Source organism: Anaerosporomusa subterranea, assembly GCF_001611555.1.
Lineage (GTDB): Bacteria > Bacillota > Negativicutes > Sporomusales > Acetonemataceae > Anaerosporomusa > Anaerosporomusa subterranea.
In genome coordinates this window covers 33,838-56,997 of record NZ_LSGP01000023.1, presented here as the reverse complement: position 1 = coordinate 56,997, position 23,160 = coordinate 33,838, and the positions used below count along the sequence as shown (strand labels likewise).

The 23,160-nt window shown below is 43.3% G+C and carries 19 protein-coding genes and 2 pseudogenes; 18 read left to right on the top strand and 3 right to left on the bottom strand.

Going from position 1 to position 23,160, the window contains the following annotated elements:
- The first annotated feature begins 186 nt into the window (after positions 1 to 186).
- The 3 genes from AXX12_RS14245 (at position 187) to AXX12_RS14235 (ending at position 2,525) form a co-directional block, all read left to right on the top strand.
- Positions 187 to 651, top strand: coding sequence for a pyridoxamine 5'-phosphate oxidase family protein (locus AXX12_RS14245; RefSeq protein ID WP_066244101.1), 465 nt, complete (start codon positions 187 to 189; stop codon positions 649 to 651).
- A 148-nt stretch (positions 652 to 799) separates the two neighbouring features.
- Positions 800 to 1,534 (top strand): MBL fold metallo-hydrolase, encoded by a 735-nt coding sequence (locus AXX12_RS14240; RefSeq protein ID WP_066244099.1) that lies wholly within the window; start codon positions 800 to 802, stop codon positions 1,532 to 1,534.
- 397 nt (positions 1,535 to 1,931) lie between these two features.
- Positions 1,932 to 2,525, top strand: a complete 594-nt coding sequence (locus AXX12_RS14235) for a hypothetical protein (RefSeq protein ID WP_066244096.1) — start codon at positions 1,932 to 1,934, stop codon at positions 2,523 to 2,525.
- Positions 2,526 to 2,662: 137 nt separating this feature from the next.
- Here AXX12_RS14235 and AXX12_RS14230 read toward each other — a convergent pair whose 3' ends face one another.
- Positions 2,663 to 4,060 carry a GntP family permease gene (locus AXX12_RS14230; RefSeq protein ID WP_066244094.1) on the bottom strand — a complete coding sequence of 466 codons (1,398 nt, stop codon included), beginning with the start codon at positions 4,058 to 4,060 and terminating at the stop codon, positions 2,663 to 2,665.
- A 180-nt stretch (positions 4,061 to 4,240) separates the two neighbouring features.
- Here AXX12_RS14230 and AXX12_RS19410 point away from each other — a divergent pair, with 180 nt between their 5' ends.
- Complete coding sequence (locus tag AXX12_RS19410) at positions 4,241 to 4,396, top strand: hypothetical protein (protein WP_156478676.1); 156 nt, start codon at positions 4,241 to 4,243, stop codon at positions 4,394 to 4,396.
- 236 nt (positions 4,397 to 4,632) lie between these two features.
- Here the strand turns inward: AXX12_RS19410 and AXX12_RS14225 are convergent, their stop codons facing one another.
- On the bottom strand, positions 4,633 to 4,845 hold the full coding sequence (locus AXX12_RS14225) for a hypothetical protein (RefSeq protein ID WP_066244091.1): 213 nt from the start codon (positions 4,843 to 4,845) through the stop codon (positions 4,633 to 4,635).
- 565 nt (positions 4,846 to 5,410) lie between these two features.
- Between AXX12_RS14225 and AXX12_RS14220 the strand changes: the two genes are divergently transcribed.
- The 5 genes and pseudogenes from AXX12_RS14220 (at position 5,411) to AXX12_RS14205 (ending at position 11,465) form a co-directional block, all read left to right on the top strand.
- Complete coding sequence (locus tag AXX12_RS14220; protein WP_197470732.1) at positions 5,411 to 6,793, top strand: short-chain fatty acid transporter; 1,383 nt, start codon at positions 5,411 to 5,413, stop codon at positions 6,791 to 6,793.
- 361 nt (positions 6,794 to 7,154) lie between these two features.
- Positions 7,155 to 7,559 (top strand): hypothetical protein, encoded by a 405-nt coding sequence (locus AXX12_RS14215; RefSeq protein ID WP_066244089.1) that lies wholly within the window; start codon positions 7,155 to 7,157, stop codon positions 7,557 to 7,559.
- 590 nt (positions 7,560 to 8,149) lie between these two features.
- The gene (locus tag AXX12_RS14210) at positions 8,150 to 9,394 is read left to right on the top strand and encodes an L-lactate MFS transporter (RefSeq protein WP_066244087.1); all 1,245 of its coding nucleotides are present in this window, start codon (positions 8,150 to 8,152) and stop codon (positions 9,392 to 9,394) included.
- Positions 9,395 to 9,449: 55 nt separating this feature from the next.
- Positions 9,450 to 9,619: pseudogene (locus AXX12_RS20305) on the top strand (CoA transferase); the annotation flags it as partial.
- A 250-nt stretch (positions 9,620 to 9,869) separates the two neighbouring features.
- On the top strand, positions 9,870 to 11,465 hold the full coding sequence (locus tag AXX12_RS14205; protein WP_066244084.1) for a PucR family transcriptional regulator: 1,596 nt from the start codon (positions 9,870 to 9,872) through the stop codon (positions 11,463 to 11,465).
- 273 nt (positions 11,466 to 11,738) lie between these two features.
- Here the strand turns inward: AXX12_RS14205 and AXX12_RS20300 are convergent.
- Positions 11,739 to 11,941: pseudogene (locus AXX12_RS20300) on the bottom strand (transposase); the annotation flags it as partial.
- 385 nt (positions 11,942 to 12,326) lie between these two features.
- On the opposite strand from AXX12_RS20300, the gene AXX12_RS14195 reads away from it, so the two are divergent.
- The 9 genes from AXX12_RS14195 to AXX12_RS14155 all read left to right on the top strand — a co-directional run bounded on the left by AXX12_RS14195 (position 12,327) and on the right by AXX12_RS14155 (position 23,024).
- Positions 12,327 to 13,763, top strand: coding sequence for a hydroxymethylglutaryl-CoA synthase (locus AXX12_RS14195; protein ID WP_066244078.1), 1,437 nt, complete (start codon positions 12,327 to 12,329; stop codon positions 13,761 to 13,763).
- Positions 13,760 to 14,944 carry an acetyl-CoA acetyltransferase gene (locus AXX12_RS14190; protein WP_066244073.1) on the top strand — a complete coding sequence of 395 codons (1,185 nt, stop codon included), beginning with the start codon at positions 13,760 to 13,762 and terminating at the stop codon, positions 14,942 to 14,944. The genes AXX12_RS14195 and AXX12_RS14190 overlap by 4 nt, the downstream gene beginning before the upstream one ends.
- Positions 14,945 to 15,007: 63 nt before the next feature.
- The gene (locus AXX12_RS14185) at positions 15,008 to 16,198 is read left to right on the top strand and encodes a CaiB/BaiF CoA transferase family protein (protein ID WP_066244070.1); all 1,191 of its coding nucleotides are present in this window, start codon (positions 15,008 to 15,010) and stop codon (positions 16,196 to 16,198) included.
- Between the two features lie 467 nt (positions 16,199 to 16,665).
- Positions 16,666 to 17,991 (top strand): MFS transporter, encoded by a 1,326-nt coding sequence (locus tag AXX12_RS14180; RefSeq protein WP_066244067.1) that lies wholly within the window; start codon positions 16,666 to 16,668, stop codon positions 17,989 to 17,991.
- Positions 17,992 to 18,122: 131 nt separating this feature from the next.
- Positions 18,123 to 18,491: a hypothetical protein gene (locus AXX12_RS14175; RefSeq protein WP_066244065.1), complete on the top strand. Its 369-nt coding sequence runs from the start codon at positions 18,123 to 18,125 to the stop codon at positions 18,489 to 18,491.
- A 34-nt stretch (positions 18,492 to 18,525) separates the two neighbouring features.
- Positions 18,526 to 19,332 carry an alpha/beta fold hydrolase gene (locus AXX12_RS14170; protein WP_066244062.1) on the top strand — a complete coding sequence of 269 codons (807 nt, stop codon included), beginning with the start codon at positions 18,526 to 18,528 and terminating at the stop codon, positions 19,330 to 19,332.
- Between the two features lie 175 nt (positions 19,333 to 19,507).
- Positions 19,508 to 20,323, top strand: a complete 816-nt coding sequence (locus AXX12_RS14165) for a methyl-accepting chemotaxis protein (RefSeq protein ID WP_066244059.1) — start codon at positions 19,508 to 19,510, stop codon at positions 20,321 to 20,323.
- A 620-nt stretch (positions 20,324 to 20,943) separates the two neighbouring features.
- Entirely contained in the window at positions 20,944 to 22,044 is a 1,101-nt protein-coding gene (locus tag AXX12_RS14160; RefSeq protein WP_066244057.1) for a mandelate racemase/muconate lactonizing enzyme family protein, read from the top strand.
- Between the two features lie 173 nt (positions 22,045 to 22,217).
- A complete protein-coding gene (locus AXX12_RS14155) occupies positions 22,218 to 23,024 on the top strand; it encodes an alpha/beta fold hydrolase (protein ID WP_082816890.1) in 807 nt (268 codons plus the stop codon).
- The last annotated feature ends 136 nt before the right edge of the window (positions 23,025 to 23,160 follow it).

Here is a 23,160-nt window from a genome sequence, read left to right as displayed (position 1 = left end):
AGTAAGCTGAATAGAGTAGTAGAAGCAACGCCGCTTGTCGATTTTGACAGGCGGCGTTGCTTCATCCCAGCGAATTCGACGGGCGTACCTTAAGCGTGTCTGTATTCGATACGTTAAATAAATATTGCCAACATGACGCTATAATGAGAAACTAAATAAATATAGATAGTTTAAGGGGGGACGTAAATGTTCAAAGAAATGAGACGCCATGATAGAGGACTTACGCGAAGTGAAACAGACGAAATTTTGCTAAATGGCGTTTATGGTGTGTTATCGATTAACGGCGAAGACGATTATGCCTATGGTGTACCGTTAAGCTATGTTTATACAGGTGGTCATATATACTTCCATTGTGCTCAAGAGGGGTATAAATTAAATTGTACCCGCAAAAGAAATAAAGTAACATTCTGCGTTGTGGGAAAAGCCAATACTTTACCAGATAAGTTCAGTATGGAGTATGCAAGCGCTATTGTTTTTGGAGAAGTTAGTGAAGTGCATGATCAGGAGAAATTAGCAGCGTTGATGGCTTTCGTAGAAAAATACTCTAGCAGCTACATGGAAAAAGGAAAAGAGTATGCTGATAGTGTCCATCATAAGACAGTGGTCCTTAAAATAGATAGTAAACACATTACTGGAAAAGCCAGAAAATAGGCCTATTCCTCCTCAAACTCATCAGAACAGTGCCACGTATTTTGGCGCTGTTTTTTTCACATCCTATGGATGTCCCAGGATTCAATTTGTCAATCTCACAGGAATGTTTCCGTCGGTTGAGACAATTATGACATATGGAGAGTGTTCAATGAAGCTTGTTGTCGTGGGATGCTTTGGAGCCTATCCGCCAAGGAATGGGGCCACGTCAGGATATCTTGTGGAAGATCATACGACAAAAGTGCTTTTAGATTGCGGCAGTGGTGTAATTGCAAGCCTGCAAAACTATATAAATTTGAATGAACTTGATGCGGTGGTTTTTAGTCATTATCATCGGGATCACTGTGCTGATCTTGAATGTATGCAGTATGCGACTATGATCGATATGCAGCTGGAAAAGAGAAAGCGACCGCTAGTGATGTGGGGAAACGAAGATGCTGGTGTTATACCCAGTCTTGACTATGAGAAATACTGCATAGGGATGAGGTATGTGGAACATGTACCTTTTACTATAGGAGGGTTGCGCTTTACAACCCAGGCTAATAAACACGATATACCTTCATTTAGTATAAAAGTCGAGGATTCTCAGGGTGGCTGCATTGTATACTCCGGAGATACTGAGTACTATGACCGCTTCAGTGATTTCGCAGAGGGAGTCGATTGGCTACTTTGTGAGTGCTCGCTTTACTCTGACCAAAGAGGCCAAGTAGAAGGCCATTTATGCGCCACTGAGGCGGGGCAGATCGCGGCAAGAGCAAGCGTGAGAAACCTAGCGCTGACACATCTGCCGAATTACGGGGATAGAGAGTCTCTCATCCAAGAAGCTGGGACAATATACGGCGGAAAGATAGTCCTTGCCTATCCAGGAATGGTACTAAAGATTTAGCTACATGTGGATCAATTGCACGGTCCCTATAAAATGCAGACGAGCCAACCTGGATAGATTGGCTCGTCTGCGTTTTGCTCCCTGATGCTTGGTGCCCCAAAAGCGGTCTGGATACATCAACATATTTCTTGTCGATGAATATTGGACTAGGAAGCGGATCGTTTGCTCTTGGTGTAGTGGCTGTCTGACGAGTTATCGTGAAATGTACTTTGTTCAGTTTTTGTTCAGAGTCGTTTGTTATCGTTTAATTGAACGAAACTAAAACAGAATATCAATAAATTGCTACTGAGGGTGTAACTAAAGAGCATACACTGAGATATGATATAGGTGATGATATATATTCATTCTAAAGGCGAAAGGGGTGCAATCCCTTCGCGAAAAGGGGGTATGTTGAACAATGGACATCAGTAAAGGTATTCGGGAAAGTTTTGAACTCTATCGTCAGAATTTTTCGACTCTCATTCTGGCGACACTGGTTGTGGCTGTTGGTTCCCTGGTTACTGCAGGTATTCTCGCCGGACCGCTAGTAGGCGGACTGTTGATGCTTTGCTTAAAACGGATGCGGGGAGAACACGCAGGAGTTAACGAAGTCTTTGCCTATTTTAACAAATTCGTTCCCACATTCTTGATCGTTGTAGCTATGTGGATCGCTATGTTCATCGCGGGGGCGCTTGGGTCCATCCCGCTGGTCGGATTCCTAATCCGGATTGCTGTTGGCCCGGCCGTTGGGATACTGTTTATTCTAGCTATCGGCTTGATCGTGGAGCGGAATCTTGAACCAATGGCGGCACTAAAACAGGCGTTGCAATACTTCATGACTGATCCGGTCATGATCTGGATGTATAGCTTCGTTATTGGACTTTTGTCTGGGATCGGGGCGATTCTATTCGTTATCCCGGTTATCCTGACCATGCCGCTCGGGGCAACCGGAATGGCTATCGCCTACCGGGAGCTTTCCAACAGGAAAATCGGCGCGATAACAGCGAAATAGGGAGGCTGGCTGAGCCTAATCGTAACAAGGCAGAGATCATTTCAAACAAATAGAAGAAGAATAAAAGTAAGCTCATTCCTGCCTTGTGCAAGAATGAGCTTACTTACTCTACACTAATGGATGGTTTGATTGTTTCTCTATAGAAGTCCAGTGATGGAATGAAACAATATGATGATAAATACGGTCGCTGTTTTGATGATTGTCATTATAAATATATCCATATAGGAATCCCGATGTGTCAATCCGCAGACAGCCAATAGTGTGATAACCGCTCCGTTTTGAGGCAAGGTATCCATACCGCCGGAGGCCATCGACGCAACCCTGTGCAGCATTTCTGGTGATATACCGGTGGAGTTGGCCCACGCCAGCCAGTCTTTTGCGAATAATTCGAGCGCGATCGACATCCCTCCAGAGGCTGACCCAGTTATGCCTGCCAAGATGTTTACGGTGACGGCTTCTGACACTAGGGGTGTCCCGCCAATTTTTATGTTGATCAATGCATTCGAAATCGCCTTAAACCCAGGTAATGATGAAATAACATTACCATAGCCAACCTCAGATGCTGTATTCATAATCGCGAGCAGCGACCCTACCGCTCCCGCATTAAGTGTTTTTGCCAGATTTTCCATTGATATACGCCCCAAGCTGAGTGCGACCGCAACCAGAATACCGCAGACAAGCGCAATAATGAGTGACCAATTGCTAGTTACATTTTTAACCGAGGCTACCAGCAGAGGTAGCTTCATTGCCTGAAAGGGCTGAAGCAGGTCGGGGTTCCAGGTATATATATTGTTCAAGAAGAAGTTAATTGCGAGAACCGTAAGTAATGGAATAACGCCAATATACCAGGAAGGTAAGCCCACTGTTACAGTGCCTTCCGGCTCATTTAGCGTATGGTTGCCATATCCTTCACCTGCTGCCAGGGCCGACCTTCTCCGATGTTCCATCCAGGCTACGCCAAGGAACAAGATTATCAGGCCGCCAAGTAAACCGCTAATCGGGGCAGCGTAGATAGTTGTGCCAAAATAGTTGGTAGGAATGATGTTCTGTATTTGCGGCGTCCCCGGAAAAGAGTCCATTGTAAAGGTGAAGGCCCCTAGTGCGATAGCTCCGGGAACTAAACGTTTCGGTATGTCGGCTTGTTTAAACAAAGCTGATGCAAAAGGATATACCGCAAAAACAACCACAAATAGGCTGACTCCGCCGTACGTAAGCACTGCACCTGCCAAAACGACGGACAGGATCGCTCGTTCTTTACCTAAACTATTAATAATCCACTGGGAAATGCCTTTTGCTAAGCCGGTATCTTCCATGACCTTCCCAAAGACGGCACCCAGTAGGAATACAGGAAAATAGGATTTAATATAGGTTACCCCTTTTGCCATGAACAACTCCGTGTACGCAGGCATCAAAGGCAACCCTGCGAGTGAGGCAGCAAGCAAAGCAAAGACCGGGGCAAACAAGATGACAGAGAAGCCTTTATACGCGAAAAACATTAGTAAAAACAGGCTGAGAATTATGCCAAATTCTTGCATGAAAATGTCCTCCTTTATACTTGTAGTCGTTGCACTCATAGTTATATCTTTGTCAAATTCATGAATCTTATTATAAGAAAACTTTCCAAATATTTTACTTTGAACCGGGAAAGCTAATGGAAATTGCCGCCGAGAAGTTGCGGACAAAATAAGATTGAATTCCGGATAGGGGGTAGTCAAATGCCGAATCCTGAGAAAGACACTCCAACTGTCAAAAATCAGGTTGAATCTACTGCCGGTGAAAATGTCATTACCGATCACATACCTGAAAAGACTAGACGAACAGTGCCTACGGTTTACCCTGATTTAGAATACATTAATCGTACCTTGCCATAAGTGTATTGCCCCTCGATAATGAAGCACCTCCCCCAGTATGGTTGATGCCATTACACTGGTGGAGGTGCTTTGTTCTTCGAGACTATAGCGAATGCGGTATGAAGTATGAAATACGGACAGTAAATATTCGATCATTAAATGTAGTCAAACAAAGACTATCCGGAACAGCTGGACGCTGCTCCGGATAGTCTTTGTTATTCTAGGTCACCCCTAGCCATGGGGATCAGTTATCAAGATTAGAATGTATAGTTTACGCAAAATCCAAGACCGTCAGCTCTCGAGGCACCATCTTCTTTATAGGATTTGTAGCCTAAATGAAGCGCAGTTTGGCTGTTCAGCTTGTAAGCTGCTCCTACTTGCCAATCGGTAGCAATGCTGCTAGTCGTAACAGATGCATAGCCATCGATCCTAGGTGCTAAAGCTGTGCTGGCGCCAATACCGTAAAACATTTTGTTAGGACCATCGCTGTAATCTCGATTGCCAACAATCAGGTAAATATTGGGTCAGCTTGTAGTGCGCATAGATATCGGTTGTGGCTCGGCGTCACCCCCCCCCCATTTACAGTTGCCGTGCTGCAGGGACCGATCCGTGTGATATGATATATGGGAGGTTTACCAGAGATTCCACGCCGCGGAGATTATCGCTCACTACGCCAGTTCGGGGGTCTTTTTATATCCTTCTTAGCAAGTAGTAGCAATGAGCAAATCGACCTATCAGATTGCACAGAATTTGAGGCATTCTCCCCTGTGTAGAATAAAACTACACATTTTTTAGGTCTGTAATACCCTAGGTTACAGAAAAAACATAATTTTTCATACTTTCCTACAAAAAAACGGATTTGTTTTTTGCAGAAAGTAGCAAAGGTATTTTCAGATAAAATCTAAAATTCTAACAATAGTTTTTGAATGTAAAAACAAGGAGCGCTTGTACGAAAAGTGGGAGGTGAGGATGCGATACATCAGGCTTTGACGCTTAATGGATAAAATAAGAAAATGAATAATTGGAGGTTGTCAAATGCACCAAGTACAAATACGTCAAGAAGAAAAAGAAAGCAGTGGTCTTGTTGTTAAATTAATCTCGGCTATAAGTGGTTTTTTTAGTGAACTTGTAAAAATGTATCTACCAGATCCGTTTTTGTTTGCAGTGGTATTGACTGTAATAACTGGTATCATGGGGGTTGCCATACAGGGTAAAAGTCCCGTCGATATGATTCTTTACTGGGGACAAGGTTTTTGGGGATTGTTGACTTTTGCGATGCAAATGATTCTGATCATGTTGGGCGGTTCGGTTTTGGCGCAGGCACCTTTGATCAGGCGTCTCTTGGATTGGATTGCAGGTATTCCCAAGACTCCAAAAGGAGCGATCGCTTTAGCCACTCTGTTTGAAGGATTGATGTCTTACTTAAATTGGGGATTCGGCCTTATTGCTGGAACGCTGCTAGCAAAGAAGTTAGCTGAGCGCGTACCAGGTGTTCATTATCCACTTATTATTGCCGCATCTTACACTGCATTTGGAATTTATGCGTTCGGAATATCATCTTCAACTCCTCTGCTAATCGCCACGAAAGGACATTTCCTAGAAAAACAAATGGGACTCATCCCTATCACTGAAACAATTTTTCATCCGATGAACCTCATGATACTTGTAGTCTTGCTTGTCACTTTGCCAATTGTGAACAGTATGATAAAGCCTCAAGGATCGCTTGTTACCCTTAAACCCGAGATTAGTGAAATAATCGTGGACAATGAGTCTAAAGTTTATGCAACTCCGGCTGAAAGAGCGGAAGCTAGTCCAATATTCATCATGATTGCGGGTGCGATGGGGGTTATCTTCCTCGGATTTTACTTCTTTGCAAAAAAAGGCGGATTTGATATCAATGCTGTCAATTTCATTTTCCTCTTTCTTGCCATGATTTTGCACGGTACGACGCGTAACTTCATCAATGCAGTTCAAGGAGCAGCCAAAGGCATGGGTTCGATGGCCATACAGTTCCCGTTTTATGCTGGCATTATGGGGATGATGACAAGTTCTGGCCTTGTGACGACAATTGCAGGATGGTTTGTAGTCATATCTACTCCACAGACTCTTCCATTTTGGGGCTTTATATCTTCAATGTTTATCAATGTCTTTGTTCCTTCAGGTGGTGGCCATTGGGTAGTACAGGGCCCATTTATGATTGAAGCCGCCAAAGCAATGGGTGCAGACCTAGCAGCCGTCTCAATGAGTGTTGCTTTAGGAAACGGTATACAAGATATGATTCAACCGATGTGGGTCTTGCCTGCGCTCGCTCTCTCGGGGCTAGGGATTAGGGATATTATGGGATACAATGTTATTGCTTTTCTATGGTCTGGTCTCGTTGTAAGTTTAGGTATTTTGGCATGGGGTTTCATTGGTTAATTTTACGTAGCGCGAAGAAGCTTACTACATTACTCCAAAGGCCTGAAAGGAGCTTATTCCTTCAGGCGAAAACCAGGTGTATATCGGAACGGAGGCGGTAACCCGCCTCAGTAAAGTCGGAATTGCTAGTAATTATAGATCAGCAGGCTGAGTAAGTACATTCCCAGGCCGTGTACGCACGGACTACGATAGGAGTCTGCAGCACCCGAAGCCGGAAAGGTCTGCTCATGCTCCTTGAAAACTGCACAGAAGAGAAGAATTATGTGTACAATTGAATTAGGTAAAGGTATGATACTCCTGAATTCTGCATTGCTATTAGTAGGCCTAAAATGACGAAATAATAAGGAGGTTGACCAATAAAATGGGTGAGAAGAAAAAATATTCTATGCTGGTATATAGTAATGCTACTGAAGGACAAGAGGATGAATATCTTACCTGGTATGCCGGACAGCACATTCATGACCTCTTGAGAATTCCGGGCTATGTAGGATGTCAATTTTATCAGGTAGCTGAGACGCAGTTATCTGACGGCCCTCAGAAATATCGTCACTTGATAATTTGGGATTTTGAAACAGATGATTTTGCAGCCGTCTGCGACGATATCCGTACGCGTATGGGAGACGGAAGAACCGTGTTTTGCCCGGCCTTTGATAAGAATTATAGTGATGTAACAGTTACCCCTATTACCAAATATGTAACTTCTGAAGAAATTAAGGGAAAGACAGTCGAGGAAGTGTTGGCTATCTCGGAACTCGTTCGCCGGTAGTAGGCTAATGGCTAAGGTGCTCTCTTTCAGAGATCTGATCTGATAATACATTACTAGTAATGTGGGAGGCTTCAACAAATCTGACTTCTATTGTACAACTTCTTCTGTGCCGTTTTGAGGGAGCATGATGTTAGTCAGGCAGCTTACCTATATCCTGAAAAAAGACTATCGTTTGCATCCATACGGCAGGCAGAGAAACCAGGCAATATCACGCTATGATGAAGCTACTGGCTGGCAAGTATCAACTAGTTGCTTTGGATATGCCGGGACATGGAAGACATTTCCGCTACGTGTTCTGCGTGTCCGCCAAATTAGGAGAATATCTAATTGTGCGAACAACTCCTGCAAGGTTTTGAAACTTTGCAAGAGTTGTTACTTTTTTATGGCTACATCAAAGATAACTACTAAGATTTGAACGAAAGTTAGGAATATATGCGCTTTTGTTTAGCTGGTTTAATGGAAGGCTTCTTTTTTTTCTCTCAGAATTTAAACAGTAATACCAATAAGCGATAAAGGAGAAAATGTTATGCATCGGTATAGCAGATGTTAGGTGGCAGGGTACCATATTAGCAGTCTAAGGGGGAATCATTATGAATGAAAAGAAGTACAATCGATGGATTATCCTGCTGGCAGCTACAATCGGTAGTTTTTGTTTAGGCGGAAGTTACGCGTGGAGCGTATTCCAAAAGCCATTAATGGCTATGTATCATTGGACTCCCAGCCAAGTTTCGATGGCTTTCACACTGTGTTACGTCATGATGGGAGTTACTATGATTGTCGCTGGCAGACTTCAAGACCAGCATGGACCTAGACGTCTGCTCCTAGTTGGCGGTTTCATGTGGGGTGGAGGGATTGCTTTGGCCGGTTTTGCAACTACACTTACGCAGCTATATCTAGCTTATGGTGTTATCAGTGGGCTGGGCAACGGTATAGTGCATTCCTGTGTGGTTGCTAATACAGTTAAGTGGTTCCCTGATAAAAAGGGGGTGGCGACAGGTTTGGTTGTCGCCGGGGCAGGAGTGGGAGCCATGGTATCTGCGCCAATCATCTCATCTATTGTTTACGGTTATGGGGTGGCTCAAGCTCTTCATGCATTGGGTTTGACATACGTGCTAGTGATCGCTACGGCGTCGATGTTTGTTATGTTACCTCCCGACAATTATCAGTCAGATTTGAAAGCCTCTGCCAATAGGATGTCAGCTTCGCACGGTGGGACCGATAAAACGTGGAAGGAAATGGTTCAAGATCCGCTATTTTATGTTCTATGGACGATGTATGCGCTTGGCGCCTCATCTGGATTAATGATTATAGGACATGCGGTGTCGATTGGGCAAGAGCTATCTAATCTTTCTGTAGCAATGGGCGCATTATCGGTTAGCATTATCTCTTTAGCCAACACCTGTGGCCGTGTATCTTGGGGATATCTATCAGATAAGATTGGTTGCTATCAAGCATTGATGGGTGTTTATCTGTTGTCGACAGTATCAATGAGTCTCCTTGTTTACAGCCAAAGCGTATACTCCTTTATACTGGCGATTTCCATCGTTGGACTCTGCTATGGCGGTGTAGTGACCATATTTCCAACAGTTACGGCTGATCTTTTTGGTTCAAAGCACCTTGGACTGAATTTCGGAATATTGTTTACTGCGTTTGCAGCAGCGGCTCTGGTTGGGCCGAGGTTGGCAGCACAATGTAAAGAGATTACAGGAACGTATTCCCTAGCATTTACAATTGGCATTGTCTTTGGATTTTGTGGCATAGCCACTACTTTATTGATGATTTGGCGCAACAAACTTCGTTACCAACAACAATTGACAGCGCAAGCGGAAAGCTAATCTTCATAATCTACTGGGCGGAGATAGTAAATGAAAAAAAGGTACACTCAATGGAATGAAAGTTCTAGACTTAACCAGGGTATTAGCCGGACCTTATTGTTGCGCTATTTTGGCAGATTTGGGGGCTGATGTCATCAGGGTTGAGTAGACAGGCACAGGGGGGATGATTCGAGGTTCTATAACCCATTTGTCAATGGTGAAAGTTCTTATTATATGAATATGAATCAAAGCCTGCTCTTGTTTTAGGACAGGATAATGAGGAGATATATCAAAAGGTTTTTGGCTTTAGCCCAAAAGAGATCGAAGCTTTTTATAGTGAAGGGATCATTTAGAATTCATTGATTATGAGAAGACTCCTGCAAGCGCTGCGAAACTTGCAGGAGTTTGTTGTTTTAAGACGAAGGTAGGATTATCTGAATTTGCTGAGATTGGGTTGCAACCATGGTTACTATCTATATATTGGCAGGTGTTTTAAATGACGGTAACAGTGTCGAAACTATGTGAATTGCCAATTTTCCAAGAAGGATTTGAATTGGTAGCGGGAAGAGAGGGGCTTACCAATAACGTTCAACACGTAACAGTTGCTGAAGTCCCCGATTTTACCGACTTTGATTTAGGAAGCCAATTATTTGTGCTAACTACATTGTACGCCTATAGTGATAATTTAGAGCATGCTACGAATGCAGTTATAAAGCTATGTGAGAAAAACATATCTGCGCTAGCAATCAAAGTTAATCGTTTCTTTGACGAAATACCCGCATCTATAAAAAAAGTTGCCGATGATCACTCCGTGCCGCTGTTTTCTGTTAAAAAAAATGTTGCCTTTCGGGCGGTAATTAACGAGATTTCTTCAGAAATAATTGACTCGCAATTAAAAACAATAAAGTCTCTAAACCAGCAACACGAAGACCTGATGGGCTTAATTTTAGAAGGCGATAAGCTGGAGACCTTTGTCAAAATTCTCGGTGAGAATTTGCACTGTTTCTGTGCGTGTCTGGCTTTTGATAAAACCATTTTAGCCCAATATACTACCGCTGGTTTTGCGGAAAATAGCAATAACATGAAAGACTTGATCGATAAAATTGATGATTTGCCTGAGGGTGTATCAACTTATGCTTTCATAGAAGAATATATGGTTTTTCCTTGTTATGTTTATAACCAAACCATGGGCTATTTGATTATAAAGCCGATGAATCCGATACATGATTCGGAAATGCTTTTTGTTAAGCAGATGATTTCGTTTATGTCGATAAAATTCCTGGAACAGCACTTAAAAATAGAGACAGAACAACGCATGATTACGGCGATAGTAGACCAAATTCTATTTAACCGTTATGCGGATGAGTCATTTATTCAAGACCGAGTTAAATTGCTGGGATTAACTCCGCAAAAGTTTCACTTAATAATTATTCTGTCTTCGCGACAGGAGAATCGTAGGGATTCTTTGCAATTTTTATATCATCATTGGAATACAAAAGTGAGAAATGTATTTCTTAACAGTGCACTTTTTATTAAAGGATCTGACTTGATCGCAATTGTTTCGCTTGGTGATAGTTCTCCATACCTACAAGAGTCGGCTATTTGTCGGGCTTTAACTGGATTTATCAACGGAAAGAGCTACAAAGAAGAAAGTCAGGTTGATTTCGGGTTTAGTCTAATAGAAAATGATCTTAGGCAGTTGCCAAATTGTTATGAACAAGCAAAGAAAGCCTTGAAATTTGGCAAGGCTTTTAAGCCTAGTTCAAGAGTATTTCCTTATAGCGAGTTCATCGAAGAAGGTCTGATTTCACATAGCTTAGGTAGTAGTGAACATGAAGAAATTATTAAAAAAATTTTGAATCCTATCAAAATGTATGATGAAAAATACAAAGCAGCTTTGTGGGTGACTTTGGAAAAGTGTCTTTTTTCTAAGACTTTGGAAAATGCAGCCCAGGAACTCCACATTCACCCTAGTACATTACGATACAGAATAGAAAAAATCGCAGATATTACTCGGGCGGATTTTTTTTCAGCTCACGGTCGTTCTCTCTTAAAATTATCTTATGTTTTGTCAAAAATAGGTTCCCCGTAGTACCACATTTAATAAAAGCAAACTGTAAAGGGGCTGTGTGAAAACACAGTAGAAAAACCCGCTTAGAACGCAAGTTTTAAGCGGGTTTTCTATCTCTAGATGGCAAGAAAATGGTAAGATTTAAGTGGATAATTACCGAGAAAAGCAGGTAGCAGGATGTTTTAAAAAGCCAAAAAGTTCATAGCAAAGTCGTCTTCAAGAATATAACCAGAATCAACTCTCGTTTTTTATGCCAAACCCTTCTGCCAAGCCGTATAAAAAAGGTCGTTCCCCTCATTGTGCCTTCTTGGACAAGTGGGTAACGATTCTTTTCATTCTCCTGTACGTTTTCCCGACCCCACAACCGGTAGTAGCGAAGCCCATGCAGTTGCTTGGCATCTGCATGGGCTTCGCTCAATCGGTTCTTTCCTCTTGGGGTACAAGTTTTTCCCTTCTAGCGTTAAGCGATTGTTCCGTACCCATTCTCTGCTCTCTTCCTAGACGTGCCGGTCAGCACTTCCTTGTGGTCTTGCGAGTTACTGTTGTACTCATTTATATATGATGTTGGATGCCTACTTCTTAAGCTAAGCTTGTGCAAGTGTGGCCTCCACCTATGATTTTAGGAAGACAACACTTGCGACAGCGAGATCCGCATGTGGTGCCTTAGTAGAAATATAGGATAATTAGTAACGTAATTTAGGAGATTATAGCAAAGGCCTGCCTGCTAAAAGGCTTGAATATACAAGTGTAAAGTGAAAATGGGGAAGCGGGTGCTCGGGGGGCGATTACTAGATTTATATAAAGGGAGAGTAGAGTGTAATTAATTAAAAGAGAATTCAGTATTAAGAAACCGGCGTATTATAGCAAACAGGAGGTTACCTCATGAAGATTGGTATTACATCCATGGGAGCGTATGTTCCCTATTACCGCATAAGCCGCACGACGATAGCCAGTGCTTGGGAACGCGGCGCTTTAAAAGGAGAAAGAAGCATCGCCAATAATGATGAAGATAGTCTTACCATGGCGGTTGAGGCGGCAACTAATTGTTTGCATGATGTTAACAAACAATCTGTCGATGTTTTGTATTTTGCTTCGACGACCGCTCCATACGCGGAAAAGTCTAGTTCCGGCTTGATTGCAACAGTTTGCGATCTGCAAACCGCTGTTTCTACCGCAGACTTTAGCAATTGCTTGAAAGCAGGCGCAACGGCGTTGCAAGCAGCAACGAACGCCGTCAAGGCGCAAGCGGCTAAACAAGCAATGGTGGTTGCCGCTGATTGCCGAATCTCTTATCCGAAATCCGACCAAGAACAGCTTTTTGGCGATGCGGCGGCCGCACTTGTCATTGGGTCGGAAAATGTTATTGCCGAAATCGAATTTTCTGCTACAGTGAATAGCGAAATTATTGATGTATGGAGACTTGCCGGCGAACAGTATGTTCATACGGCTGAGGAACGGTTCGCCATTGAAAAAGGCTATACCCAAAGTATGACTCAAGTCATCCGCGATATCCTGCGCAAATCCGGCCTGAATCCAAAAGATATCAGCAAAGTGGTCCTTTCATCGCCAGGGTTGAAAGAAAACGTCAACTTAGCTAAAAAAATGGGCTTTGGCGAAACGCAAATTCAGGATTCTGCTATGTTGCAGGTGGGAAATTGCGGAACTGCCCAACCGTTACTGATGCTGATAGCAGCTCTGGAAGATGCTAAGCCTGGAGATCGGATTTTATTGGCTGCGTATGGCAATGGGGCAGACGCTTTTATCTTCCGCGTAACTGAAAACATAGTGAGAATGACGCCAGCAAACGGCCTTAAGCGGTATTTGACAACGAAAAATCTATTTTCGTCATATAACAGGTATTTGTCATTCCGGGAATTGGTAGAACCTGTGCAGGGAGAGCCGTTTAGACTATTCCCATCAAACGCGGCGTATTGGCGAGATCAGAAAAGTATTTTGCGATTCTACGGTAGTAAGTGCAATAACTGTGGTACGAGTATTTTCCCAATAAACAGGATTTGCGACACATGCGGCAGCAAGGACAATTACGAAGAGAAACGATTTGCTGACAGACAAGGCAAGGTCTTTACGTATTCGGTTGATAAGTTGGCCGGTCGCAGCGATGATCCGGTAGTGATACAAACCGTGGTCGAAGATGACGCGGGAGTACGATACTATTTACTCATGACTGACTATGATCAAGCGGAAGTACGAGTGGGATTAGATGTGGAATTTACCTTTAGGAAGATATACGAAGGGGCAAATTACATCAACTATTTCTGGAAGTGCCGCCCAGTCCGGAACGGAGGGGATTTGTTATGACAATGAAAGATAAAGTTGCCATTGTTGGCATGGGATGTTCGAAATTTGGTGAGCGGTGGGGGCTCGGCGTTGCTGATTTAGCTATTGAGTCAGCATATGAGGCTTTTGAGGATGCGGGCGTAGGGCCGAAGGATATCGAAGCTTGTTTTGTCGGTCAGATGTACGCGCCTGTTGGCGGTCTGGCAGGTGCCCAGGTTGCAGACGCGCTAAAATTCCATAATATACCAGTATTGAGGAATGAGAACTGGTGTACTTCTGGACATATCGCATTAATTCAAGCTTGTATGGCTGTAGCAAGTGGCGCGTACGACGTCGTAATGGCGCTTGGTGTGGAGAAATTAAAAGATACCGGCTACCCTGGCTTGGGGACCGGTAGGGGAATGAGTCCTGTTTATGAGGCCAGACGCACAGCACCCGGTTCTTTCTCACTCATTGCAACTCGCTATTTTGAACAATATGGCCTTAGTCTTGAAGAAGGGAAACAGACTATCGGCAAAATTGCTGTCAAAAATCATCAAAATGGTTTACTGGCGCCCAAGGCCCATTTTCATAAAGCCATTACCTTAGAGGATGTAATGAAGGCGCCAATTATCGCGCAACCGCTGGGGCTTTTTGATTGCTGCGGCAATAGCGATGGGTCGGCCTGTGCGATTATAACCCGGGCGGATACAGCTCGTACTTTGCGTGAAGATCCTATCTATGTCAAAGGATTTGGCGTGGCTATGGATACAGTTCTTCCCCATTCCAGGCCTAATTTTAACTGGACCAGCTTTGACGCATTAAAGACCTCATCATCAAAAGCATACGCAATGGCGGGCATTAAGAGCCCAAGAGAAGAAATTGATCTAGCAGAAGTACATGATTGCTTCACCATAACAGAGATGCTTATTTATGAAGACTTTGGCTTTAGCGCTCCTGGGAGAGCCAAGGAAGACATTGATGCAGGTTTCTTTGAACTGTCTGGCGGACTTCCTGTCAATACTGACGGGGGTCTAAAGTGTTTTGGTCATCCGGTGGGGGCTAGCGGGTTGCGAATGACCTATGAGATTTACAAACAATTGCAATACAAAGTCGATAATCCCAAGCGGCAAGTACGAAATGTTAAGCGTGGGCTTGCTCACACTTTCGGCGGTGGGCCACAATTAAGTGCTGTTCTAATCGCAGGGAACGAAAAAGGATAACACTTTTTTTGCCATCTTCAGCAATGATTAACTCGGACAACTTTATCAAGGGAGGATACAGTGATGGAGAAAAAAGGAGCACTCCAAGGAGTGAAAGTTTTAGATTTGACCAGAGTTCTAGCTGGCCCTTATTGCAGTGCTATTTTGGCAGACTTAGGGGCGGACGTTATTAAGATTGAACAACCAGGTACAGGTGACGATGCAAGATTTTTCAACCCTTTTGTCAATGGTGAAAGTTCTTATTATATGAATTTGAACCGTAACAAGCGCGGAATTACCTTAGACCTTAAAAAAGGGAAAGACATATTTTTGAAGATGGTGAAAAGTGCGGATGTTGTAGTTGAAAACTTTCGCCCTGGAGTAATGACGAAGCTCGGAGTGGATTATGAGTCATTGAAAAAAGTAAATCCGCAGATTATTTATGCTGCCATTTCTGGATTCGGTCAACACGGACCATATAGCCAATGGCCAGGCTATGATCTGATTGCCCAAGCAATGAGTGGTATTATGAGTGTTACTGGTGAAGCGGACGGAGAACCAACCCGTGCGGGCGGCCCTATCTGCGATGTTATCGGCGGCATGACAGCAAGTATTGGAATTCTTGCTGCTGTGCAATATCGCAACAGGACTGGCGTTGGGCAAATGCTTGATATTTCCTTGCTTGATTCAGCAGTGGCTAGTATGGCAATCATTAATCAGCATTATTTAGTTGACGGGCGTATACCACAACGCCGGGGCAATTCGTACGAATCGGGCGCTCCGATGGAGTCTTACAAAGCAAGTGACGGAGACATAGTCCTTGCTGTTGGCAATGATAAAATGTGGAAAAAATTAGTTGAACTAATGGAAATGCCCGAGCTTCTCGAAATACCTGAGTTTGAAACCGTTCATAAGCGCGTTCAAAATCGGAAATCATGCAAAGAATTTATTGAACAATGGTCGAAAAAACGGACTGTAGCTGATTTGGTTAAAAACTTGCTTGATGTTGGTATTCCTGCAGCGCCGATTTATAATATTGCCCAGGTATGCAATGATCCGCATATTGCGGGCGCTCGGAACATGTTTGTTGAATTCGATCATCCGCAAGCAGGGAAAGTAAAAGTGACGAATTCTGCGATAAGAATGTCAGAAACCGATGCAGGCGTAACAAGGCCGGCTCCTGTTTTGGGACAGGATAACGAGGATGTTTATCAGAATGTGTTTGGTTTTCTCCCAAAAGAGATTGAAGATTTCCGTAAAGAAGGCATTATTTAGTGCCTGATTGGCAGGTCACAGCTACAGTTTTGTGTATGGGGTGTGTACTAGGCAGAACGTTATTAATCGGAGAAGCAATGCCGGCTAGCACGGCTACCAGTTAAGAGTTAAGTACCGCTGCACCTTTGTTCGCAGCAGGTTTAGACAAGTTGCGCAGTAAAATGACAACATCATGATGAGAATTATGCATACAGAGGGTATTTTAGGGTTTGTCAGAATAAATCCAACTTATTGGGCTATATGCGGCGGTGGCTTCAACGGCGGTCGATATTGAAAAAATCACTATTTAGTTGTAGTCAGGGGAAATGAGATAGTGGAGTCAGACCCGACTGTATGTCATGTGGGTGATCAATTTTTAGTTTGACAGTGGCTTCTATTGAGAGAAGAGATTATCGAATTTCAGAGAAAGGTACTATCTAAATAAAGACAGTATTATCTAAATATAGTTGAGGGGGAAATTATATTATATGAACGCTCAAACGAACGTGGTCAATCCAACGGACGTGGCCATTCCAACGGACGTGGCCATTCCAACGGATCAGCGGATAAGCAACGAAGTTTGGAGAGTATTTGTTTTTGTATTTCTAGGATGGGCTTTGGTTAATTTTAGCAATGTTTATACACTTGCTTCACCATTTATGATTGAGGAACTTCATTTTGAAATTGGCATGATCGGCATTATAGCCAGCGTCTACTCTGCGGGAGGGTTTATCAGTTCTCTCTGGCTACCACTTTTAGCGGATAAAAAAGGCAGACGCCTGGGGATGAGTCTGAGTATCCTGGCAGCCGCCTTGTTTAACGGTGGTCTGGGGCTGATTAATAGTATTTTTCAGGTATTCGGACTTCGCTTTATTGCAGCGCATGGACAGACCTGTCAGTGGGGAATAGGTGCATCCTATCTTTCCGAGATGGTTCCTGCCAAAAATCGTGGAGCATTTTTAGGTGCTATGCAGAGTGGCACACCAGTGGGTACATTTCTTTGCTCCGGCGTGTTCGCGCTAGTATCCAGCTGGGGCTGGGGCTGGAGAGAGTTTTGTTATGTAGGTTTGTTCGGGCTTATCCTGATTCCATTTATTATGGGTATGCTCAAGGAGAGTCCTCAATGGATTAGATATAGAGAAGATGTGCAAAATGGCTTGATTGATCCTACCCAGAAAAAAATCTCATTGTCTGAGCTATTTAAGGTAAAGTATCGAAAGAACACGTTGATCGCGATGTCATTGCATATCGTTGGAGCATTCTGGGCGTGGGGAAATATGACATGGTTTCTTGTTGCCATGCGCACAGACTTCCATTTTGACGCTGTGACTTGTGGTAAAATGAATATGCTTCTCTGGGGAACTGCTATTATTGGTTATCCGATTATGGGTAAGATTTCTGACATCATTGGCCGGAAGAAAGGAATGCTGTTAGCCAGTTCGCTGACAGTGATCTCCTGCATATTGCTATATATTGCTTCGAAGGGCAACGCAGCGGCAGCCTCACAGGGTAGTATGCTTTTATATATAGCAACCATTATGCTGGGATTCGGTATGGGTCAACATTCTATCCTGATAGCTTATTCGAGTGAAATATTTCCTTCTCACATTCGGGCTGTAGGTACTTCTGTTTCAATCGGCGCAGGGCGTGCATCTGCCGTCTTTACCATGCTTTTACTTGGCTATATTGCCCAGAATTCCTCAGCTACAACAGCGGAATTGGTTGCGGCATTTGGTGGTTGGCTGATGGTTCCGATTGTCTGGATCTTCGGTAAGGAAACTGCCAGAAAGAATTTGGACGATATCATCAACTAAGTGATCTAGGCGAACAGAAAGAAAGTGCAAGCTTGGACTGAAAAATGAAGTTCAGCTCCATAACATATTTACTTCTTAACAGTTAAAGCTGCTGGCTTTCTGCTATATATAATTTAGAAGGAGGATCATCAATGTTAGAAAAAATGATGCAGCTTCAAGTGCTTATTAACGGCTTAGAAGCAGAAAAGTTCCGGGAGTTTTATTATGGAAAGTTTTTTACGGGTGATATTACCATTGTCGACAGCGGTGAAACATGTACGCTTTCTTTTCACTTGGGAGAATGTGTTAGTGTTGTAAAGGGAATTCCCAACACAGGTGTGGACATTGGTGTGTCTGGTTCTAAAGAGGACTGGGAAAAGTTCGGCACGCATAAATCCCTCAGTGTAGCTACGAACAAGGGCAATACCAACAATCTAACTACCATGGGTGGCGCCATTCGTTTCAGGCAAAATTTTAATGTTGTGGCGCAACTGATCCGAGTATATGCAGGTATCCGCTAACAATGATATAAGCGAAAAGAAAGGGGCAATCACTATGGCAATTACAGGTTTTTATATTAAAGTGAATGGCATTAATATATACTGCGAGACCAATAATGCACCCGATGACAAGGCAACAATCATTTGTCTGCACACAGCAGGGCGTGAAAATAGGCAGTATCATGATATGATGAATATTTTTGCTGACAAGTATAAGATGATTTCATTCGATATGCCGGCTCATGGTAAGAGCTGGCCGCTGCCTGGTAATAAGGTTATCAATAACTATAAGGACTACGGTAAGTTTGTTTGGAATGTTATTCAGGAGCTTGGAGTAGATAATCCAATCGTTATTGGCTGCTCAATGGGCGGTAACATCGTCTACCATATAGCCCAGGAATATCCTGTCCGCGCAATCGTTTCAATGCAGGGTTCAGACTATACCCCCACTATTGATGAACGCATTTTGGAACTGCTGAACCATCCCTATGTTAGTTGCCAGCATTCCCACTTGGAATTTTCTGAGTGCCTGATTGGAAAGGCTACTACGCAGGAAAGGAAAGATTTCATTCTCTGGGGGGTTATGTCGGAGATCGGTATTACCAAACAAGGTGATCTGACGCAGTACAACGGTTTTGATGTCCGGGACAAAATGGACAAGGTTACCTGTCCAACGCTTGTTATTCATGGACTTGACGACCAGATTGCTACCGAGGAGATGGCAAAAGCCACCATTGCCCGTATTACTAATTGTAAGAAGCTAATTTACAAACCAATTCTGGACTATGGTCATTTTATTCTAGTAGAAAATCCGGAAAAAGTTTGCGAATACATGGACGAATTTATCGCGCAACTTGACTAATTGCCTGATATCAGCCCCTGCGCCGGGAGGACAGGGGCTGATATCCAGTACTTTTAGATGATTCTAACAAAGGGTGTACTGAAAAACTCAAATATATAAAATAAAAATAACTGATAAATATATTCAGGATTTATTTATAAAGTACTAAATTTTTAAATTACTGGAGAGGAATTCGGTGAATAAACTACAGTCTATGGTTCAAGCAGCTGAGATCATTCAAAAACTCAATGTTTTTGATTGCAGCGTTACAGTATGTGATATGACAGGGATGATCGTCCATTATCTTTCGCCAGCCACTTTCGACTTGAAGCTGGCTGTGGGTGATAAAGTTTCACCAACAGGTGCGCTGGCGGCATGCCTCAACACGGGTAAGCGACAGCAAGTAATTATGCAGAAAGAATTGTTTGGTACCGCCGTAAAAGTTATTGTCGAGCCTGTTTACGATGACGGAAAAATGGTTGGTATTGTTGGACTGTCGATTAATTTGTCTACCCAGAACACTCTTCTGGAAACATCGCAGACCATCGCTGCTACATCAGAAGAAATTACGGCTACCACAGAGGAACTAAGTGCTGCGTCCGTTTCGTTCGCCAACGACTTGGAAAAGCTGCGAATCAAAGGTGATGCCATTATGATGAAAATTACTCATACAGACAATATTTTAAAGTTTGTCAGCGATGTGGCGACCAACTCTAATTTATTGGGTCTTAATGCAGCTATTGAAGCGGCCAGAGCTGGGGAAACTGGGCGCGGGTTTGCCGTTGTGGCGGAAGAAATACGCAAAATGGCCGAAAATAGTGGCAACGCTGTTAAAGATATCAAGGATACGCTAATGGCAATACGACAGGAAACTGCCGAAGTTGTCTCAACTATTAATCATGCTGCGGCTTTTGGAGAGCGCCAAGCCGCTGTGGCAGGCGAAATTACGGCTTCGATGCAGCAATTGGCTTCATCAACTGTTAACATCGAAAAAATTATCGAAAGTATTTAGAGGTAGTCAGAGTCATTCGAGTATCTTACTCCCTTAAATACTTGCCAACAAGACTATCTTATAAATATTGGCTTTTCCGGACAATACCCTTTACACGAGGTGTTCAGCGACGATGTATTGGGCCAGATTCTGGACGATGCGCTAATATGCCGCTATGGAAGCGCTGTTTGGCGGTATCCCGCTCCGTAAGATAAGCACATCCGACAATTAACGGTCCGGTGGCAGTGCTGCTAGCGATGTATAATGGAAATTTTTAGTGGTTAACAAAAGCTCCAATTCCAAATCGAAAGATGATTCCAGTCATGGTATTTGTTGACCTACTCTTGCTGACGATAAAGTCGTATTGAGTAGGCTTCTTTATTGCTTTTTACGGTGAGGCTATCCATGCCTTATGCTAAGTTCGCTTTATAGATTATAAGGAAAATTGGAATATCATTTCTATATATTTCATCAAAGGCATCAAAGTGGTAAATCTTGAATTCTTAAAATATTGAGAAATGACATACAAACCGCTAAAAGGCATAGGACATTTTGCGGCAGTGGAAAATCCGGGAGTAGTAAGCCAGGTAGTAGATGAATTCTTGCATGGTTTGGAATGAAAAATTTAAGGAGTGTTAACCATGATAATAAAAAAAGTTGAAGTCATTCCTTTTAAGATCGTTAATAAACGAGAGGTATTTTGGGCTGCTGGCTCATTGCCAGCGGCAGAGCATCTCATTGTAAAGATTGAAGCAGAAGACGGGACTTATGGTGTTGCAGAAGCCATACCCCGTCCAATGATTTATGGAGAAACGCAAGAAGGCATGTATTATGCGTTGACCAAGTATCTGGCCCCCCTAATTATTGGGCAAGATTCTTTTGCTCTGCAAAAAATATGGGAAAAATTAGACCAAGTTGTTTGGAATCCAGCAGCAAAAGGTGCTATCGATGTGGCGCTGTATGATTTGAACGCCAGATTGCTCAATATTCCTGTCCACAAATTAATGGGTGGTCCTTACAGGACGCAAATTCCGATTTCCTGGCAAATTGGGTTTGGCACAAATAAAGAAATGCTAGATGAACTGAAGCAGAAAATTATAGAAGGATATCGAACTTTCAAGGTCAAAGGCGGACCACATCCGGATAATGATATTAAGGTGCTCAAATTAATGCGAGAGAATTCGCCTGATGATGTCAGACTCTATATCGATGCCAACATGGCATATAGCCGCGAAGATGCGCTAAGGGTTATGAAAGCACTGGAAGGGGTATTGGCAAGTCTGGAGGAGCCTTTGATTAGTTGGGATAATGAAGGTCGAAAAGATTTGGCCAATCGGGTAAGTACCCCTATATTGAGTGATGAAAGTACGTTTTCAGTTGTCGACGTATATCACCAGATTCAGTTAGGAGCGCTGAAACAAATCGGTATTAAGATTCCAAGGACAGGCTTTACGCTATCCACAAAGATTGTCCACCTGGCGGAAGTAGCCAATATGCCCATTCAAGTCAGCTTACAAGCCGAAACCGATTACGGGAATGCGGCATGCATCCAATTTGCGTGCGCACATAAGCAAGTCAGTTTGCCCTGTGAGGTATCGTACTATCTGGATAATATAGGCGACAGTCTGTTACAGAAACCTCTTGTCATTAAGAATGGATTTATGCAACTCCCCGAAGGACCAGGCATGGGAGTTGATCTTGATTGGGAAAAAGTGCACAAGTATGCGATAAAAATCGGATAGCATGGGAAGTTGTTATTGCTTACAGAGGCTACCCTCAAGGAAATGAAACAGATTCTAGCTGAAGTGCAGGATGATACCTTTGCCCGGCAGCGATTTCGAGTACGGTGAATAATCGTCGGGCGGTTAGTACACCGCCCGAGCTAAATGCCTTAAATTATAGGAGGAAAATTGTAATGACAACTACTATAACTACAGCCCAGGCAAATGTAGAGGTTAAATTTGTTTCCTATGGAGATGTACGTATTGAATATTTTGCCGAGGGGCAGGGCCCTCTGATTATGTTCCTGCCCTCACTCGGTCGTGATGCAGAAGATTACGAGGTAGTATCTTCATTTATAGCAAAACAGGGATTTCGAATTCTACGTCCCCAACCTCGCGGTATAGGTCAGAGTACGGGACCGATGGAAAATATCACTCTTCATGATTTGGTGCGCGATATAACAGCCGTCATCGAAAACGAAGGAGGAGGTTCAACTATTGTTGCAGGCCATGCTTTTGGAAACTGGGTCGCTCGTTTGGCCGCAGTGGATCGGCCGGATCTTGTAAAGGCCATTGCTGTTGTTGCAGCATCTGCTAAAGGAGTTATTCCACCGCATCTTCGTGAGTCAATTGACAAAAGTAGCGATATGTCTTTGTCAGATAAAGAACGTGTCGAACACCTGCGCCGTGCTTTCTTTGCTCCAGGTAATGATCCTATAGTATGGTTGAAGGGATGGCGTTCTGATATAGCTGCGGTGCAATGGAAGGCAGCTGCGGCTACACCACAAGATGAATGGTGGCATGCTGGGAATGCATCTATTCTCGAAATTCGGGCGATGGAGGACCCAATGGCTCCGAAGGAACGATCTTATGAAATGCGAGAAATGTTTGGTAGTAGAGTCACTCAAGTCGAAATACCTAATGCAAGTCACGCGTTAATACCTGAACAACCGGAGGCTGTTAGCGCAGTGATGGTAGCCTACGCTCGCATGCTTCCATAAAATATTTTGGGTAAAACATTGGTGATAGCAAATTCGATGGCAAGCTCAGGGGCTGCGTCACAATAGAAAACCCGCTTAGAACGCAGGTTCTAAGCGGGTTTGTCATACGTTGGCGATAACGGAATGATAGATAAGG